The sequence below is a fragment of the Paenibacillus nasutitermitis genome, assembly GCF_014641075.1.
In the GTDB taxonomy this organism is placed as follows: domain Bacteria; phylum Bacillota; class Bacilli; order Paenibacillales; family Paenibacillaceae; genus Paenibacillus_Z; species Paenibacillus_Z nasutitermitis.
Genome location: NZ_BMHP01000001.1, coordinates 113,171 through 132,848, shown reverse-complemented (window position 1 = coordinate 132,848; position 19,678 = coordinate 113,171). Strand labels below are relative to the sequence as shown.

The window sequence follows — 19,678 nt, the reverse complement described above, 5'->3', positions numbered from 1 at the left end:
TGGTTTCTTGGTTTCGATCTCTTCTTTCCGTTACTATGTCCTGGCCACGCAGAACCGATAAAGCGTCACGGATTCAGGTACAAAGCAAAAATCATCAATCTGACGTTTGGATCAGATCATCATTTTCTTTTACTTGCAGCCACTCCCTCAGTCGAAGCATCTCAACTCCTGCGAGCAGCACGATGCCGATGCCATGCGTGTCATTCAGTTGTGTGTGCAGGTCGTACTTATAATAATGACTGGAGAACGAGTAGCCCGAGCCTCGGCATACGCCGTATAAATTCCCTTTTGCGTCTATGCTATGACGCGTCAAGCCTTCCCAAGCGTGGTGCGCGCTTTCCACGAAGGCGGAAACTTCCGGCAGCCAACCGTTGCGTACGCCCCTACAATAGGCATAGATAAACATAGCCGTGCAGGATGTCTCCAAGTAAGCATCCGTCTCATCAATGACCTGGCGCCATAATCCCTCTTCGCTCTGATAGGCAAGGTAGCTGGCACTTAAACATTGAAACATGCCGAGCAGCTCACCCCGTAAAAAATGTTCCTCCGGCAGAACGGTAAGCAACTCCGACAGTGAGAAAAGCACCCAGCCATTCCCGCGTCCCCATGGCACTCCGGTTGCCATACGCTGCTTAAAATCAAATACATGGGACATCATGCCGCTCTCCGGCATAAACAAGTATTTCTTGTACAATAAGAACTGTTTTGCCGCTTCGGTTGCATAAGACTCGTCTCCCGTGAGCTGATAATATCGGCATAGAAAAGGCACGGCCATATACAAGTCATCCGCCCACATCGTATTCGCGCCATGAGGATGCTCGCGATAGAAGGCACCGTCAGGCAATCTCTCTTGTACTTGCGCCATATAGCGTCCAATTTCATGGGCAAGCCTTTCCGCTCCCGACAGCTCCTCATTTTCCTTAAGCGCCTCAAGCATGATGGAGCCAAAGGAGCCGCAATCGTCAAGGCTGTCGATGTGGGCAATAGGGTGCAATATGCCCGCCGCGCCGTATTGCTTTTGATCCCATTTCATATAAGCGTACCACGATGTGCTTTGGCCAACATGATCAGAAACGTAGCGAATCAGCTCATTCCGCTTAAGCTTTCTTCCAGCCTCCAACAGTCCATACAGCGTAACACCCAAAGGATAGTTCCATTTTCCGAACAGAGGCGCTTCCATATAAGGTCGAATCCATGTGCCGGGAGCGTCCATTCTCCAATAGGTTCCCTGCTCGCCATCTTCAAAAACACGAAATAGCTTATTAAGCAGCCTGACCTCGGGAATGTGGTTATCCGCGAATGGCCCCAAATACAACCAATTGCCGCGTCCACCTTGTACCTCTATGGGGCATGAGAACGGCAATATTCGGCCTCCGCTCCAAATCGCTGCATCGATTCCCCATTCGTTCACTGCCGTTTGCCTGATGATGAGGTTATGCTCTCCGAAAGACAATTCAATAGGCACATCAAATTCGCCAGGCTGATCGGCATGGTAAACCTGCTGGCCGTCGATAAACACCGTCATAGCGCTTGCGGCGATGCCCTTAATGCGGCAATCGCCGCCAACTGCCGGGTGATGCAGCCGCGTCCAGGCGAAGCCCGTCCGCCCCGCTCCTGTGCCGAACAAGCGAAATAACGGAGAAGCGACCAGCTCCTCTGTCTGCCAACCAAGCCGCGGATACCAATTCAGTGTAGTTCCAAGCTCGGATTGGCCGGTCCTCGGCAGCTGCTCCACTGGCAAGGTCTGTTGAAGCGGCTCGCTGAATAGCCAGCCTTCCTGGCCTTCACGCTCTTTTGAAGCAATGACCGAATGGTATATAACCCACTTCGTATTCGACGTACCGAACGCGCCGCCAAAACCCGCGCGCGTTTTTGTGAATTTTAACACCACATCGTTCCAGCCTTTGCCAAGCACGGCGCCGCATCCTTTTGTTTGCCTCTCGTTCTCTTCATGCGGTAAGGAGCGATAGACGCTTCTGCCGTTTACGAAAATCTCTAGAGGGCAATAGGCGGTCACCGAGCATTGCAGCTCCGTATCCGAAACGTCGCTCCATACCTTTCCCCACGCGTAGCTATGCTGTCCAGGCAGCGCTTCGGGGAACCGCTCATCCAGGTTGAACCTATATCTAAAATCCTTCGCACGCTGAATGCCCTCGCGGTTAAAAGCGCGGTATACGTAAGGCTGTGCCGGATGCTCTGCAACGTAACGATTGGACAAGCCCTGCAGCGCAGCATTGATATCCGGTCCCGTTTTCCCATAAATACTGTCTTGTACCTCTAATTTAGTCATTGCGCTCTACTCCCTCTCCCTGCTGCCTGAACAAAAATCACTCCCTCCCTGTAAGGATGGAATCTTCGGCCTCGAAAGCCAGTTATTGAGGTAGCTTCACTTCAAAAGACTCCCTTTCTACTTCAAGCTGGCTTCCGTATCGGCCGCAAGCTTCTGAATCGTCTCGTACGCCTTTTCCGGCGTCGTTTTGTTGAAGATTACGCTTTGAATCGTATTGTTCATGTCCCGGCCAAAATCATTGTAGCCCGGCGGCTGCGCCGTAAACGGCTGGGCGTTCTTCGCGATCTTCTCCAGCATCTGCTGCCCCAGCTTATCGACATCGGTCAAGTCCGCCTCGATCGCAGCCATCACTTCATCGGATACCGGCGTGCCCCGCTCTGTTTTCAAAATTTTGCCGGCTTCGGGGTCGTTCAGCAGCCATAGGACAAACTTTTTCGCTTCCTCGGCCTGCTTCGTTCCTGCAGCTATTGACCAGTAGAACGTTGGCTTCAGCCAGCCTCCGGCTTCCGCGTCTGAAGGAAATGCGGCCACGCCGAGCTTGCCTGGCAATAAGCTGTCATAGGCGGCGATCTGAGAGGAATGCGTGCCTTTCATCAATACCGTGCCTTTCGCGAGGGAATCGAACTGCGTGTCAAGTTCGACGTCCGAAATTGTTTGCTCTGCGGGAGCTACGATGCCGTCTTTGCGAAACTCGCTCCAGATGGCGGACCATTCCAACCATGTGTCCTTATCCAAATTCAATTTGTTGTCGATGTAGAAGGGGCCCTTCCCTTTTGCATGCTGATAAGCCCGGTATTCTAACTCGCCTGCTGAGAAGTCTCTCGAGAGATACATACCGTCTGGCAATTTAGCGCGCGCATTGCGGGCCATTTCAAAAAAATCATCCCAGCTCCAGCCTTCCTTTGGCTCCTCGATACCATATTGCGCGAAGAGCGCCTTATTGTATACGATGCCATAACTGTTTCTCCCTGCTGGAAGTGCTACTTGCTTGCCCTCTACGGTTCCCGTCTCCAATAGATTGGCGTCGAGCTTCGACACATCCGCACCGCTCCAATCGAGCAATTGACTGCGTGTGGCGTAGTCTCCTAGATAGGAGGCGTCCATTTGGAAAATATCCGGCATATTCCGTGCTGCAGACAGCGTTGCGAGCTTGTCCCAATAGCCATCCCAGCCCGAGTACTCCGATACGATCTTCACGTTCGGGTTTTGCTCCTCGTACAGTTTGATCGCTTTCAGCGTTGCGTCATGCCTTGTTTGCGATCCCCACCACATGACTCTTAACTTAATGTCCTGCTTGTTTCCCGCGTCTCCTGCTTCCCCGGCTGCATTTTCATTTTTTCCGCAAGCCGCCAGCGAAACCGTCAAAGCTGCTGCCAAAATGACAGTCAGCCACCTTTTGGTCTTCATCTTTCAAGCCCCTCCTTGGATGTTTAGGTTGATACTCTCGAATGGTAACATAGCGTTAATTCGCTGGATATGTGGGGGATGTCCGATTATTTTCAATATTTGACGATAAAGCAGAATTGTATGTTTCAAAAAGCTGTGTCGGGTTCATTCCCGTATATTTTTTAAATAATGTGCTGAAATAAGGCACGTTTTTGTAACCAACCATATCTGCGACTTCATAGATCAGATGTTTGCCTTCCATGATGAGCGCCTTCGCTTTCTCCATCCGAACTTTCGTTAAATAAGTATTAAAGGTTTCGTCCGTCGATTTTTTGAAAATATGACTTAAATAGCTGCGCGAAATGCCGATCTCGTCCGCAATTCCGGTTAGTGTCAGCTCCTTTTGATAATGCTCATGCACGTATTGAATGATAAATTCGACAGCCTGAAGATGCTTCACATTGGCGTTGGCATGGAACTGCTCGCCTATCTGCTGCAGCTTGCCGATGAGCCACATCTCCATCTCCTTGGCCGTGGTCAAGGCTTCGATAGCGGCATAAATCTCATCGTTGGTTTGAAGCTGCTTATGGTCGATACCTGCTTGTGATAAAGCATTGGCGATAAGCCCCCATAGCTCCGAGCAAAAGTGGCGGATATACGCGATCGGTATTTTGTTTATGCCGTCCTGCTGAATGATGAACTGCTGTATAATGGCGATTGCTTGATCGATTTGCGCATGCACGACCGCCTCCGACAGCTCCTGGTACATTTTGAATGGATAAAAGCCCTGCTTTAACTCCTGATAAAGTTGGTATTGCTCCTTATCGAGCGAGTCCGGCAGCGCAAATATTTTATGTTCCTTGCTCAATCGGTTGTTTTTGAAATAGATCGCATTGAAGCCTTCCTCCGTCGAAGCGGCGATCTCGCGCCACTGGCGCTTCATACCGCCGATTCCCGCCACGATTTCGATCTTCAAGAAGGAATAGACCGCATGGGCGATGCGTTCCGTAAGCTTAATCACCCTGGCTTCCGCTTCTGTTCCATCCCCTTCCCCGCTAACATGAAGAAGCAGCGCGCAGTGGTGGCTGTAAAGCTCGACAAGCTCCGATTCCGGCCACCCTTCGGCTGCGATCTCCTCGATGATGTTGCTCAGCGCAAAGTAAAACAAATTATGGTCGACGATCGAGAGTTTGCTGATTCTCTCCGTTCGCACCATTTCAATGACGATAACGAGATGCCCCTTGTAATCCCAAGCACTGAATTTCCGATTCACCTCTTCGATATCGCCAAATCCGGTGTCACGGGCACCGGTAACGACGTAATTCATCCACTTTCTTTGCACATAGGGCTCATAAACCATCAGCTTCTCCTTCAATCGCTCATTCTGCTGCTGTTCATTCATGACCGTCTCCAGCTCAGCGATTGATTTCGACAATACCTCCTTCATTGTCGTTAATGATATCGGCTTGTTTAAATAATCATCAACCTGAAGGCGCAGCGCCTGCCTGGCATATTCAAACTCCGAATAGCCCGACAGCACGATAATTTTCCCTGCGAATTGCCGCTCGCGCAACTGCTCGATCATGGCTAGCCCGTTCATGACCGGCATGTAAATATCGGTGATTACGATATCCGGCTGCTCGGCCATAATGAGTTCCAAGCCTGTTTGGCCGTCCTGGGCGTCGCCAACCACCTCTATGCCAAGCTCTTCCCATATGGCAATGCCCCGCATGATTTGTATGATTTTCCGTTCGTCTTCAATAATGACCGCTCTCCACATATCCGTTCCTCCTTAGAATATTGACTATCCGCGATAATAGTTGGCTCTATCCCGTTTGGGTATGAGGACGGTAACTGAAGCGCCTTCCCCTGGCATGCTGACGACTTGAATACCGTAAGGCGGCCCGAACAAGGCTTCAATTCGCTCCTCTACATTGCGGATGCCATAGCCGCCCATCTTCATCTGATGCTGCGGTATTTCGTCTTGCTTTGGTCGGAACCCGTTTCCGTTATCTTGAACGACAAAGGCTACTCCTTCTTTATGCTCCGATACCCGGATATGAACAGCTCCGCTTTGCCGTCCGTGGAAGCCATGCATGACGGCATTTTCGACTATCGGCTGAAGCAGCACCTTGGGCATATAATAGGATTCGAGCGCTTCAGGCAATTCCATTGAAACGTCGAGCTTGAAAGGCTCCATCCGAATTTGCTGAATCTGCAGGTAGCTTCCTATATAAGCAAGCTCCTCCCGTACCGTAACGATCGTGTCACCGTTAGACAACCCGATTCGGAACATTTTACCCACCAGCTCAAGCACTTCGCTAATTTGGGGTTGATTGGCTTCAATAGCCATCCAATTAATTTGATCCAGCGTATTGTACAGGAAATGAGGATTTATCATCGCCTGAAGGGCTTTGACATCCAATTCCTTCTGCTTGATATATTGCTTCTCCAGATGGGCATACAGCTCTGTAACCCGTTCTGTCAGAGCATCGTAGCCGCGGAATAAAATGCCAAACTCATTTGTATAATCGCGCGGCATTTCAGATTTAAGCCTGTCGACTGAGAATCGGTCCATGCCCTGCTTCAGTGTCATGATTGGCTTCATGAACTGGCGGGAAAAAATAAGCGTGAATAAGAATGCAATCAGAATGGCCGCTAAGCCGATTGCTCCCAGCGTTAAAGCGATTCTGGAGCTGTCCTCCGTTATGCCCTTCATGGGAGTGAATTGGATAACCTGCCACTGCGCGTTTCGGTCTCTGGATTCGGTCACGAAATATGGCTCTCCGAGTTCGACCCTTCTGCCGTTTAAATAACTTGGATGATCAAATTCAGCTTGGAGCATGTCCAGCAGCCCAACGTTCTCCTCCTGATCAAAACCAGCGTCCGTCATCATCTGACGCCCGTTGCCCAGTAGTACACGCTTAATGCCGCTGTTTTTGTTGCTTTCATTTAGCAGTGTATCGCGGACCGCCGCCGGCTTCACGCCTAGTACCAGCACGCCGAGAAACTGATTCGTATCGGAATATATTTTTTGAGCAAAGCGGATCGCCTGCTTATTCGAGTCCGCGGCAACAACCTCCCGTTCGCCGATCCATGCATAATCGCTTTGGCTCACGAGTGAATACCACGGCTCCTTCGGCAAATCGTCTATTTCCCCGAATGCGGCCGGAAGGCCGATCATCGGCAGCGGATCGTGCATATACACGTGCACGGAATTGAGTACATCATTCCAGCTGTACACAATATTGGATAAATAATAGCCTAACTCTTGCTGGGCAAGTTTTCTGCTGTAAACGTCCGCTTGCTTATTTCTCAAATAATTAAGCAGCGCTTCATTTCTCGTAATCGACAAAGCGACCTGCTCAACCGAAATCATTTTCGCATCTATTCGCTTGCCGACCTCGTCAAGCAGCTCCTGCTGGTAGACAGACACCTGCTTGGACATGTAAGCGGCGGTTACTTGATAGCATACAGCCATGAGGAGAATGAGAAACAGCACCAAAAACCCCCCGAACGTGAGCATGTACAAGCTGCCCATGCGATACGTTTTGAACGGATTCCGCAACATCCAATAACAACCTCCCACGCCGACTCATACGGCTTACAGCCTCTAATTGAGTAAGACGACAAAATGGACAAAACAAATCGCTCTCCCCGTATGCTTCATGATGGCAAAAGCATCATTAAGTTTACGGAAAGCGCGACTCCCTGTCCATTGCATCTTTTTCAAGACTCTATTAAGCATTACCCTTTCAGGCCCGTCGTTGCAATTCCTTCAATAAATTGCTTCTGTGCCAAAAAGAATACGATAACCGAAGGAATGATCGACAGCAGCGACATCGAAAGCATTTGCCCCCATTCGACGGTCGACTGGGAATCCATAAACAAGCGAAGGGCAAGCCCTACCGTAAATTTCTCAACGCTGTTTATATAAAGCAGCTGCTGGAAAAAATCGTCCCATGTCCATAGAAAGGAATAAATCGCAACGGTGACAAGCGCCGGCTTTACGAGCGGCATGATGATGCGGAAATAAATGCCGAAGGTCGTGCAGCCGTCAATTTTAGCCGATTCGTCGAGCTCTCTCGGAATGCTGCGGATGAACTGCACGAGCAGGAAGACGAAGAATCCGCCTCCTCCAAAGAAATGGGGCACAATAATCGGCAAATAGGTATTGATCCAATTTAAATCAGAAAACATGACATACTGCGGGATCACAATAACCTGTGAAGGAATCATCATCGTCAGCATAAGAAGCGCAAACCACAACTTGCTGTACCTGAAGTTTACGCGGGCGAAGCCAAAGGCGACCAAGCTGGCCGAGACGACGGAGCCCGTCACGCTGAACAGCTCGATAATAAATGAATTCGCGAAGAAACGGCTAAACGTATAATCCGGAATGGCCGTCCAACCCTTCACGTAATTGCTCCACTGCGGGTCGCTCGGAAAGATACCCGGCAGGCTCATTTCCGCATTCGTCTTCAGCGAAGCGCCAAGCCACCAGACGATCGGATAAATCATTACCGTACACACAAGGATGAGAATCAGATGCGTCGGAAGATTCCAAGCCTTCATCCGCTTCAAGGTCGCCATCATCATTTGCCTCCTTCGCTTTCATAGAACACCCAGTACTTCGAAATTGCAAAATTAATCGCTGTAGCCGCAGCAATGATTAACAAGAGCACCCAAGCGAGAGCTGAAGCGTAACCCATCTGGAAAGCGCCAAAGGCTTTTTCGTATAAATAAAGGGCGTACATATACGTCGATTTTAACGGGCCTCCTTTTGTGATAACGAAGGCTTGCGTGAACATTTGGAATGAACCAATCAGGCCAAGAATCAGATTAAACAAGATAACAGGCGAGAGCATCGTGAGCGTCACGCTGAAAAACTGCCGGACCTTGCTCGCTCCGTCTACCGCCGATGCTTCATACAACTCTTTTGGTATTTGCTTTAAGCCCGCCAGAAAAATAATCATCGCCGAACCGAACTGCCACGCCTGCAGTATAATGAGTGTGCTGAGTGCCGTTTCCGGATTCGTCACCATGCTCATGTTTTCTATGCCAAACAAGGCGAGCAGCTTGCTGATGAAGCCCTCCGCTCCGAATATGTTTTTCCATAGAACGGCAACCGCGATGCTGCCGCCTATGAGCGAGGGCAAATACATGATTGTCCGATAATAGGACATCCCTTTTATTTGCTTATTCAGTACGATAGCGACGAGCAGCGCGAACAATAGCTTTAACGGCACCGCAAAAATGACGTAAGTAAACGTTATCCCAAGCGACTTCGAGAAATTGGGATCCTCCGTAAACATTCTCTTGTAGTTGTCCATTCCGACCCAGCTTGCCGGCTCCAACAACGAATAATCGGTAAACGAAAAGTATAACGATTGAAGAGCCGGATATAGCGTCAACAAAAAAAATCCGAATAGAAACGGAGATATAAATAAATAGCCCGTTAAACTCGTATAAGACTTCATGGCTGCACCTCTTTTTCACATATTGTCTGACCAACCTCGGTACTGTCATTATAGTGGGTGGCCAACATCGCTTAAATGAGAGAGACGTGCGATTTCTTTCAATATCGGACGAATTCATAGTGAAAACAAAAACAAGACTGTCATCTCGACAGTCTTGTCACGGTGATTATTTTGCTGATCGGACCCTAAGGATCAACTAGGATGTGTTTGTAATATAATTGTAATATTTCCTTCATGTTCATTTCATCTTGTCTGCCTATAATAAAGACATGACCCCCCTTTATTATATATTCTCTCTTGTGCCTGCGGATTTGCCGTAGGCTCCTTTTTTTTGCCTGGGTCCGTTTTTTTCCCATCGATTATAAGAGTGAGCCACGATACGTAACCTACGATGCTGACGTCTTTGGGTATCGACAGCCCTTGCTCTTTGGCTGCTCTCAGCATGCCCAGCGCCTTCAGATCGCTGGTAGCGAAGACAATTTCAGACGAACCGCATTCTCCTTACAGACGTCGCTTAGCCCTTCAATAAATCGCTTTAGTACGGGTGATTGAAAACCTGCAGGTCGACTCCGCCATGCGTATAGTATACTTTAAACGTTTTTAGTATACTAAATGTATATATATATATTAAGGAGTGATCTTTTTGCTGCTCATCCCCCCATTCCCGCAAAATGAAAAACGATCGAATGATTATAAGGTGACTCTAAATGGTTTACCTGTTGAGGTTTATGAGGCTAGAGTATCGGCTGTACCCTTCAATACAGAATGGCCAGGACATCAAAGGGCACTTGATCAAACCGAAATGGCGTCTTTCCTGTCTTTTGCAGCAGATGAATCGGTTGAGCTCATTGTAGAACCGGTCAGACCCTTTGAAGAAATGGTTGTTCGTCCTCTATCCCGCGACATCCATCCTGTAATAAACGGCACCAAGATTGCGTTTAATATTGATAAGACCGGTCAGTATACACTGGAACTTGACGGCTTTCATTATGCCTTGCATATTTTTGTAAACCCGCCAGCAAATGAAGAACCGATTATCCAGGACGGTGGAACTCTATATTTCGGCCCAGGCTCGCACTACCCCGGAATTATTGAAATGCAGGACAATCAGACCATCTATATGGATGCTGGAGCGGTTGTGCATACTTCCATCTATGCCAGAGGCAAGAAAAACATCCGGATCACCGGATACGGAATCCTGGATAACAGCACATTCCAACGTGAAGATAGCCGTTGTCTTGGCTGTCCAACATCTTTGACTTTCCACAATTGCCGCAATATTGAAATTAGCGGCATTATTATACGCGATGCATGTTCGTGGGCAATGACCCTGTTTCATTGCGACAATACGTTTATCGACAACATTAAAATGATCGGAATGTGGCGTTATAACTCGGACGGAATCGATTTTGTCAACAGCTCCAATGGCATAGTCCAGAACAGCTTCCTCCGAAATTTTGATGACGCCATCGTCTTGAAGGGATTAAAGGAATATGATACCCGTTTGGTGGAGAATATCCTGGTCCAAGGCTGTGTCGTGTGGTGTGATTGGGGGAGAGCGCTCGAGATCGGTGCCGAAACCTGTGCAGACGAATACAGGAATATTGTATTTCGTGACTGCGACATCATCCATACTATCCATATAGCAATGGACATTCAGAACGGGGATAGAGCGAATGTGACAGACATCCTCTTTGAAAATATCCGTGTAGAATATTCCAGACATGCGCTTCCTCCAATCTATCAATACACCGAAGATATGACGTACCCGGCAGAACTTCCTCCTCATATTCCAGTGCTGTTCCTGGCGGAGTCGTATTGCGGACGTTGGTCGAATGATAATCTGCTCGGATCAATCCGGCATATTAAGCTGCGGGATATTCATGTTTACCTGGAGGAAGGCCTGCCGCTGCCGGAAATCTCACTATCAGGCGCAAGCAGGGAGCATCTTACGGATGATATCGAGATTAATGGGCTGTATGTAAACGGCGTGAAGATCCAGTCGCTGAAGGAAGCGAATGTTAATAGGAATGCTTTCACTTCAAATGTGACTTTAAAATAGTCAAAGCGAAACATAAAAAGACAGCTGCAGCGCGATCCGAAAATACAATCGCGCTGCTGCTAGCCCCATTTGACGCCTGCCGTCCTTACGGAACCAGGCGCAGCGCGTTGCCGGCGTATATTTTATCAAGCACCTGCCGCTCCAGCCCCAGCTCGTTTAGCAGCGTCTGATGGATGTTATCCATATAATCCCTTCCGTATAGAACGCGGTCCTGGAATTCGGTCAGAAACTCGCGGGTGAACGACAGATCGCGGTTTAATGCGCTATGCCCCGAGCCTGCGGAGATGTCGCAATACAAATTCGGGTAGCGCCGCATCATATCCACTACCTTGCCGCCCGGCTTGATCGAGCCGCTTGGATACGGCACCTTATTATATTGGTCATCCCCCGACAAATGCGCCCAGAAGCCAGGTGCGTGGCCGATAAATATCGTTTCCGGACATGCCTCTACCGCCCTCTCGAACGCCCCGATTCCGCCGCCGTACCACCAGTTCGGACGCGGGTATTTCACGCCGGTATCGAATTCGTAATCGATGTGCACGAGCACTGGCAGCCCCATTCCTCCACAATATCGGTAGAGCCGGATCGCATCAGGATTGTCGTACATCATCCGAAGCTTCAGCTCACCATATACACGGACACCGTATAGCTCGACTGCAGCTTGCAGTTTATCGATCGCATCCGGCCTACGAGGGTCGGGCGCATAGCCGATCACAAATTTATCGGGATGCCTTCTTGCATACTCTACGCATCGTTTATATGAAATCGGGCCGGTCCCGTCATGATCGGGGACTTTGGCATTGTAAGCCGGATCATATTCATCCTGTGGGGCTTCCCAGCTGAGCATCCATGTTCGGTCGATGTTGTACTGCCTCATGTTATTCAGAAACTTATCCAGATCGTATCCATACCAATCAGGGTGATTATGCACATCGATAATCATGGTGATCCTCCTGTTCATAATTTTATGATAGAATAATGCCATCGAGGATAACGGTCAAGTCTTTCCGAATGACTGCAATTATTAACCGGAAGGCGTTGAGCAGACAACATGGCGCAATATCCCCTATATCAGGAAATCATTCTTGACACGAACGGACAGCAGCGAAAGTTCCCATTTATGATTTGGACGTATTTGACCGAGAGGTCTGAGCTGCATCATCACAATTTCGCCGAGCTTTCCTTCGCGATTGAAGGCCGCGGCTCGCAAACGGTTGGCGGCATCAAGTATCCGCTGCTCCCCGGAACGGTGACGTTCATCCCGCCGCATCAATTGCATCATTTTCATAGCGACCCAGGCTCGACGGGCATCCGCAAATATTGCATTATTTTCGATATTGCCCTTCTTTCCGGTACTCCGCTCACTTCCGGTCACTATAACTTTCTGCTTCAGTTCGGCAATCAAGCTCCCCCTGCTGTCACGTTGAATACAGAGCAAACGACCAGAATGAAACAGCTGATGGACGACATGCTTTGGGAGAATGACCATACGGAGATCGGTCGAACGAGCCTCATTTTGGCCAAACTGACAGAAGTGCTTCTGCTGCTGCTGCGTGTGCATTTCCAAACGTACGGAGAAGAACATGCGAAATTGGCGGAAGACGCGGTTGCCGGCAACACCCTCGTTCAAAAAGACACGATCCAGCAATCCGAGAAACAACATAAGGGAAGCTCGGGATCAATAGATACGATGCGAGACGTCATCCAGTACGTTCATCTTCACTATATTGACAGCTTGAAGTTGGAACAACTGGCAAGCCGATACGGAATCAGCCCGCCGTATTTCAGCCGTTCTTTCAAGAAACGGACCGGGCAAAGCTTTCTCCATTACCTGCATGCACTGCGCGTCCGAAGCGCCATCAGCCTGCTCATTTCGACAGATTTGGCTGTGACGGATCTTCCGCCAGAAGTTGGGTTCGATTCTTTTCGGACCTTCACCCGGGTTTTCAAGGCACATACGGGAATGACGCCTTCCGAATACCGGACTGCCCAGCGGAACTCCCACTGAGCGTTTGTCTGCCAGATCCCGTTTTATAGATAAGATTTGTTCCGGACATCAGCAGGGCTGCCTCCCAGACAAAATGATGCGCCAGGAGACAGCCCTCACTTGTTACTAAGCCAATGCATCTCGCTTCCTTGCGATTAAACCCGGCTTACAACGCACGTTCACCCGGGTTTCCGCTTAATCGGCATTCATTCGCACGCTCGATGAAACGAATGATTTCTATCGTCTCCTCGGATGGAATATCTGATTGACGGGTATGAAACATCTCTATAACCCGCTCCAGCATAGAAGCATAATACGGTTTGGGATTCGCATACACATCGACAGAGTCGGTCTCTTGCTCACGGTGAATAAGCGCGCCAAACTTGCTATTGCCGCTGCGGTTGCCGCGTATCGTACCGATTCTGCCATCCTTCCACCTGCCGATGATCAAATCATGATCTTCGTTCGACACTGCAGATATCGAAATGCAGCCCTGTCCCATAATCCGATACAACATCTCTACTGAATGAATGCCATACCAGAACAATCCAGGCTGCGTCTGTTCGATCATCATCGGTCCATAACAATCCGCTCCGATGATCGGACCTGCAGCTGCCTGCCGTTCCGGCGTCAGCTGCTCCAATAGCCCCTCGGCATAACGCAATGACGAGCAGCTCATAACAGGTACGCTGTATTGGTTCGCTATTGCTACTATTTGCTCCGCATCCTTGCTGTTTAACGTGAATGGTTTGTCTATAAATACCGGCTTGCCATAAGGTGCTACCCTGCGGAAGATATCCAGATGAACGCGCCCGTCTACAGATTCTATGAACATTGCATCGCAGCGCTCCGCCAAAGCCTCCACAGACTCTTCTATCGCAATACCATGTTGTGTTCTAATCTCTTCCGTAAATTGTTCTATCCGGTTATAACTCAACCTAAAATCCTTGGAGGCGATACCCGGATACGCAGCTACGATTGTCCCTCCAGGAACATGGTAAGGATGATCCCGGTCGTTAAGCAATCCAGCAAATGCGGTGACATGCGACGTATCCAAGCCAATCAATCCAAGCTTAAGCGGCTGCTGGGGTACTGGTTTATTTGTCTCCATGGGTTCACCTGTCCTTTTGCGATTTGGTCCTTCAGTCTCGATCACCTAATTAGCACGCTGCGAAGCTCCGTAATACAGGGCTACTTTGCGGATTCCTTGAATCATATCTTCTACATCGTCTTCCGTGAAAAACTCGTTAACCGGCAGCCTGACTCCCGACTTTAATATTTCCTCCGCATTGGGACACAGCCCCTCGTCATAGCTGCAATCGGACAGATCGAACGGGAAATGCGAGCCTTTGTACGCTTGTTTCTTCTGAAACATCGGCTGCATATACACAGGCTGCGAGATGTAGCCCGCCCCGCATGATATGCCTTCCGCCGAAAGCGCTTCAGCGAATTCGTCCCGCGTACACGAAAGCTGCGTCTCATCGACGCGCAGCATATAAAACCAGTACGAGCTTTCAGAGCCGGCCGTTACCTGGTGCGGATGGATGCCCGGCAGATCGCAGATGCCGGCTGTCAGCCGGTCGCCGTATGCACGGCGCTTGTCGCATATCCACTGAAGCTTCTTGAGCTGCGCGATTCCGACTGCGCCTTGCAGCTCGGTCATCCGGTAATTCGGCGCCAGAAAGGACAGATCGCGCACGACGGACGTGCCGAAACGCTGATAGTTTTTGTCTGCGAATGCATGCGTCCGGAAATAATCCTCTTCGCTCCCGGAATTGATTGTTACGATACCGCCGTCTCCGGTAGAAATATGCTTGAAATCGTTTGTGCTGAAGCAGCCGTAATCGCCGATCGTACCGACCAGCCGCCCTTTATACCGCGATAAATAGCTTTGCGCGCAATCTTCGATTACTTTCAAGCCGTATTTGTCCGCAATCGCCATAATGGCATCCATATCGCAAGGGTTCCCGGCAAGATGAACGACGAGAATCGCTTTCGTCCGCGGCGTTATCCGGGCTTCGACCGACTTAGGGTCAAGGTTATACGTATGTGGATCCAAATCAGCGAAAACCGGAATCGCATTCTGATACAAAATACCGACCAGCGTTCCCTGATCCGTAATCGGACTCGTAATGACTTCATCCCCTACAGCAATGCCGGCCACCCCAAGCGCCACGTGAATTGCAGCCGTACCCGACGAAGTCGCCACACTGTGCTTGACCCCGTATATATCGTTAAAATCGCCAAGAAAACGCTTCACTTTTCCGCCAAAATGATAAAATAGCGTATTTTGCTCAAGCGCTTCGAGCAGTTCCTTCGCTTCCTCAAGTCCAAATCGTTTGCCGGTGCCAAACGGAGTCGTTTTGACCTTGCTTCCACCATGTATGGCGAGCTTTACTTCATCCATTGTTTGTTTCCCCCTGCCAGTTATCTTTCATAATTCAATATTAAATTAAAGACATCGCTGTTAACGGTCAAATCTTTCCGAACGACAGCCATTTATTAACCTGCGACAGAAACAAAGTGCCGAGCCCGCGAGGTGGATTGACATATTGTGCAGACTTGATATAATCAGCAAAAAAACCTTGGCCGACTAACGGCCAAGGCTATTTGCATGCGTAACGAATCGGAGCCGCTTCGCGATTAGTGCCCCTTCATCGCCGGGTCCTGTTTGCCCCCTTCCGGCTGACTTCGGTCTAGTTTGCGTAGGAGCTGTCATAGATCCCTTCTTTCTGCACACCGAGCATTGTATGGATAAAAATAATGGTCGGGAAACAAATGGATTTATTCTTCGATGGACGCTGACACGCGGAAAAAAGGAGTCGTCGAGGGATTTTTACTTACAACCGTCCTTGATGGCCGGCTACAGGATAACGCTGAAGAATTGCTGAATCTGGGGCGCAGCATGTCGCGGCCGAAGTCACCGCCCCTCTGTCAATCTGGCGCTTTCTCATACAAATTCGCAGGCAATGCCTGCACGAATGGCGACCAATCGCCCGTCGTGTAAAGATGAAGACGATGCATGGCCCGCGTACACGCCGTATAAAGAAGCTTGCGTTCGTTATCCCGGCTATACGCTGCCGGCGAAGCATTATAGATGAAGACGGCATCGAATTCAATGCCTTTGGCGAGATACACGGGAATAACCATTACGCCTTTTTCAAAAACGAGAGTTTCCTTCGTAATACGCTGCAGCTCTCCAACCCCTTGACTTTGTAACGAATCGTAGGCCTCCCGGCTTTCCGCTGCTGTTTTTGTGATGACGGCGATGGAAGCGAAGCCCTCAGCTCTGAGCGAGACGATATCTTCCAGTATTTGCGCATCCCGCTTCTTCATGTCGTTCAATCGGAACAGAAGGGGTTTATGGCCTCTTCTTTCAAACGGTACGATCTCGTCCCCGCCGGCAAGCAGTGATTTCGTAAATTCCACAATCTCTCTGGTCGATCGATAACTGCGCACAAGGCGGATCAGGCTTGTATCGGCTTCGCCAAAAAGCCACATCAGCGGAGAATCGGATGCTTCCAGATTTGTGGCCTGCATGAAGATCGCTTGCCCAAAATCGCCGAGCACCGTCATCCGGGCACGCGGGAACAATTTTTTTAAATATTCATATTGAAACGCCGAGTAGTCCTGACCTTCATCGACGAAAACATGCCGGATCTCCTTGTTCGTCCGGACACCTTCGACTAATTCTTTTACAAACAAATAAGGAGTCGCGTCCTCGTGGAACAATTCGTCCCGGCTCAGCATATCTCTGGTTTGTTTGCAGATTTCCGACCACAGCGGGGGAATGACAACCTCATTTGTTTTCTCCCGATATGAGGCTTCGTCGCCGAACAATTGGCCATATAAGCCTTTGATATCAACAAACGAAAATTTCCTCACGCTTTTCCTTAATGGCTTAAAGCTTTTTTTCACAATGGATCGAAGAATCAATTCCTCCTCACGCTGAGCGAAGTCAATGTCACCCTCATCTCCCCGACGCTCTTTATTCATTAGCTCGCGAGCCATAGCATAGTGCTCCGAAAGGTCGAGTAGTTCCTTCTCTTTGTGCAGCATGCCGAAAAATTCAGCATACTGTTCGTTATCAAGATAATTTAGTTCCTCCTGTGCCCAGGACGCGTCCCGTTCCTTGCGTTCGAGCGAAGCCAGTTCATTCAACAGCCATTCCTGCAAAAGAACGACACGGCTGAACAACGGCAGGGAACTGTCGAAAGCGTACATTTTCGCGCTCATACGCTCCGCAGTAATCAACACCCGACTTCGAAACCGTATGTCTTTGAAGCGCATCCCTTCCCTCCCCAGCCACTTCCCGTAGTTCTGCAGGGCTTTCAGAAAAGCTTCGGAGGTTTTGTACGCGATCCCCTGAATGCGAGCCTCATATCCCGGTTTATCCTGTGCTGTCAGTGTGTATTCGATCTGATCGAAGGGATCCTCGGACCGTAATAGGGAACTCAGCCAATAGTCAAGATATTCCTGAAACGTCGTCTGCTGCATATTCTCTTCGCCGAGTTCTGGAAGGACAGTGGAAACATAACTGCCAAACATCGAATTGGGCGAGAACAACACGATCTGATCGGCTTTAATCGTCTGACGGTGTTTGTAAAGCAAATAAGCCACACGCTGCAAGGCCGCAGAAGTTTTCCCGCTTCCAGCCGCTCCCTGAACAATGAGCATCCGGCTTTTGTCGTTCCGGATAATGGCGTTCTGCTCCTTCTGAATGGTCGCCACGATACTCTTCATTTGCGAGTCCGCGTCCTTGCCGAGCACTTGCTGCAGCAATTCGTCTCCGATCGTTTCGCTCGCGTCGAACATGTTGCGGATTTGTCCGTCTTGAATTTGAAACTGCCGTTTGAGCTCCATTGTCCCTTCGATAGTTCCGCCCGGCGTGACATATGAAGCTCGACCCGGAGGATAATCGTAGTAAAGGCTCGCGATGGGGGAACGCCAGTCATAGATCAGAAAATTCAGTCCGTCATCGTCAACGAAGGAGGATACCCCGATGTAGACCTGCTCACTTGTATTCAAGCCATCTTCGTGAAAATCAACGCGCCCGAAATAAGGGGATGGAAGCAACCGTTTCATGCCGTTCCATTGATCCACCAATCGTTTGTGGCCGCGCTCCCGTTCCGCCAACATTGCGGATTGCTGCTGAACCGAGTAAAAACTGTCTTCAAAATCTTCGGTCGTGCTCGTGTTGATCGTCAGTTCTTCCCAAAATCGCTTACGCATGTCCGCCGCCTGATCGCGCAGTCCGGTAACCTCCGGCTCCAACTCCGCGATTCTTGTCATCAGCTTGTTCCTGACCCGTTCCAGCCGCTCCTGTTCCTGCCGCCATTCATCCGTTTTCATCTCTCCCTCAACACGCTCCTTTTTCCTTTTTATTGGGGCCAAAAAAGAGTATTGACAAATTAAAGATCCGGATGTACAATTAAAGTGGGAATAAGAATGGATACATTCTTAAATTTATTTTGTCAATAACGCTATCGATTATATCATAGCGCTATTTCTTTTTCAATTTATTTTTTCTCTCTGAAAAGCTGAATATTGACCTAGATTATGGACTGATTAAACAATCACAGCAGAGTTACGCTGTCAGGAGATGACCCATGTGTTCCACAGGGGTCGTCTTTTTTTTAACCATATGGAATTTATACGTTTCGAAACAAAGTAGAAACGTTCCGGGGAGCGGCGAGTCTTTCCTTGTAATCCGGAAACCTGCCGCTTCTTTCTTTCTGCGACAGAATCTGGATGGGTAATCCTGAACCTGAGCGGGAACCGCTGATTACTTTTCCGGAAGATCCGGAAGAAGCAAAGCGTTTACTGGCAGAGATCATTAAGAATCTAGTTAATGAACAAATCTAGTTTATGAACACCGATTAAATAATTTGTAGTGTAGGTGAGAGATTATTGTAACTACATACCATGAGGAATCAACCATAATGTTGCCGCTTAGGCAAGCTTATGCTTGATTATCGGTCGGGCAAAATATTCTTGATTTTTTCACTTTCGGCAACATTGATTCGGAAGACTCCGGATGAAAAGCGGCTATTGAAGGGTACACGTTTTCGTAAGAAAACGGCTTCGAAAGCATACACCTAGTCCCGGCTGAATTCAAGATTCGATGTGCAATACTTCCTGAATACCTTCGTCATCAAAAGTAGACTTTTTGAACGACCTCATAGATTATATCATAATTAAGCGTGAATTTTTGTAGGGGGCAGCCGGGATCATGAAGCGGGCGGACGTGCGTTAAATTATGGACTGTCCCCGATCGCGTGTAAAGGGCAATCTCCCACTACCGGGAAGACTGCCCTTTTTCTTTGTGAAAAGATAATAAGTGTGAGAAAACTTGCTACGCGCGAATCTCAATCACGACGGTCGACAGCGGAAAGCAAAGTATCGCTTATTTATTTTTTAGGTGAGCGTCGATCCTTACCGGCAAAAACGAAAATGACATTCAAGCATTTTCT

13 protein-coding genes are annotated in these 19,678 nt (G+C 49.1%); 2 read left to right on the top strand and 11 right to left on the bottom strand.

Translation table 11 applies throughout. The features are described 5' to 3' along the window. Positions 1–94: 94 nt before the first annotated feature. From IEY46_RS00575 to IEY46_RS36860, 7 genes are all read right to left on the bottom strand, one after another. Entirely contained in the window at positions 95–2,290 is a 2,196-nt protein-coding gene (locus tag IEY46_RS00575; RefSeq protein WP_188988130.1) for a glycoside hydrolase family 88/105 protein, read from the bottom strand. A gap of 117 nt (positions 2,291–2,407) precedes the next feature. Next, positions 2,408–3,697 (bottom strand): ABC transporter substrate-binding protein, encoded by a 1,290-nt coding sequence (locus IEY46_RS00570; RefSeq protein WP_188988128.1) that lies wholly within the window; start codon positions 3,695–3,697, stop codon positions 2,408–2,410. 55 nt (positions 3,698–3,752) lie between these two features. Beyond that, entirely contained in the window at positions 3,753–5,456 is a 1,704-nt protein-coding gene (locus IEY46_RS00565; protein WP_188988126.1) for a response regulator transcription factor, read from the bottom strand. Positions 5,457–5,480: 24 nt separating this feature from the next. Continuing rightward, positions 5,481–7,247: a sensor histidine kinase gene (locus IEY46_RS00560; protein WP_188988124.1), complete on the bottom strand. Its 1,767-nt coding sequence runs from the start codon at positions 7,245–7,247 to the stop codon at positions 5,481–5,483. 176 nt (positions 7,248–7,423) lie between these two features. Continuing rightward, the gene (locus IEY46_RS00555; RefSeq protein ID WP_188988122.1) at positions 7,424–8,269 is read right to left on the bottom strand and encodes a carbohydrate ABC transporter permease; all 846 of its coding nucleotides are present in this window, start codon (positions 8,267–8,269) and stop codon (positions 7,424–7,426) included. Positions 8,270–8,271: 2 nt separating this feature from the next. Next, positions 8,272–9,156 carry a carbohydrate ABC transporter permease gene (locus tag IEY46_RS00550; RefSeq protein WP_188988120.1) on the bottom strand — a complete coding sequence of 295 codons (885 nt, stop codon included), beginning with the start codon at positions 9,154–9,156 and terminating at the stop codon, positions 8,272–8,274. 243 nt (positions 9,157–9,399) lie between these two features. Beyond that, complete coding sequence (locus IEY46_RS36860; RefSeq protein WP_188991542.1) at positions 9,400–9,636, bottom strand: substrate-binding domain-containing protein; 237 nt, start codon at positions 9,634–9,636, stop codon at positions 9,400–9,402. Between the two features lie 163 nt (positions 9,637–9,799). Between IEY46_RS36860 and IEY46_RS00540 the strand changes: the two genes are divergently transcribed. Beyond that, positions 9,800–11,218, top strand: coding sequence for a glycosyl hydrolase family 28 protein (locus IEY46_RS00540; protein WP_229749970.1), 1,419 nt, complete (start codon positions 9,800–9,802; stop codon positions 11,216–11,218). Between the two features lie 85 nt (positions 11,219–11,303). On the opposite strand, the gene IEY46_RS00535 is transcribed toward IEY46_RS00540, so the two are convergent. After that, positions 11,304–12,161 (bottom strand): amidohydrolase family protein, encoded by an 858-nt coding sequence (locus IEY46_RS00535; protein ID WP_188988116.1) that lies wholly within the window; start codon positions 12,159–12,161, stop codon positions 11,304–11,306. A 108-nt stretch (positions 12,162–12,269) separates the two neighbouring features. On the opposite strand from IEY46_RS00535, the gene IEY46_RS00530 reads away from it, so the two are divergent. Beyond that, positions 12,270–13,226, top strand: coding sequence for an AraC family transcriptional regulator (locus tag IEY46_RS00530; protein WP_188988114.1), 957 nt, complete (start codon positions 12,270–12,272; stop codon positions 13,224–13,226). A 145-nt stretch (positions 13,227–13,371) separates the two neighbouring features. Here the strand turns inward: IEY46_RS00530 and IEY46_RS00525 are convergent, their stop codons facing one another. The 3 genes from IEY46_RS00525 to helD form a co-directional block, all read right to left on the bottom strand. After that, positions 13,372–14,316, bottom strand: coding sequence for a Gfo/Idh/MocA family protein (locus IEY46_RS00525; RefSeq protein WP_188988112.1), 945 nt, complete (start codon positions 14,314–14,316; stop codon positions 13,372–13,374). 45 nt (positions 14,317–14,361) lie between these two features. Beyond that, entirely contained in the window at positions 14,362–15,612 is a 1,251-nt protein-coding gene (locus IEY46_RS00520; RefSeq protein WP_188988109.1) for a DegT/DnrJ/EryC1/StrS family aminotransferase, read from the bottom strand. A 527-nt stretch (positions 15,613–16,139) separates the two neighbouring features. Continuing rightward, complete coding sequence (gene helD, locus IEY46_RS00515; RefSeq protein ID WP_188988107.1) at positions 16,140–18,557, bottom strand: RNA polymerase recycling motor HelD; 2,418 nt, start codon at positions 18,555–18,557, stop codon at positions 16,140–16,142. Between the last annotated feature and the right edge of the window lie 1,121 nt (positions 18,558–19,678).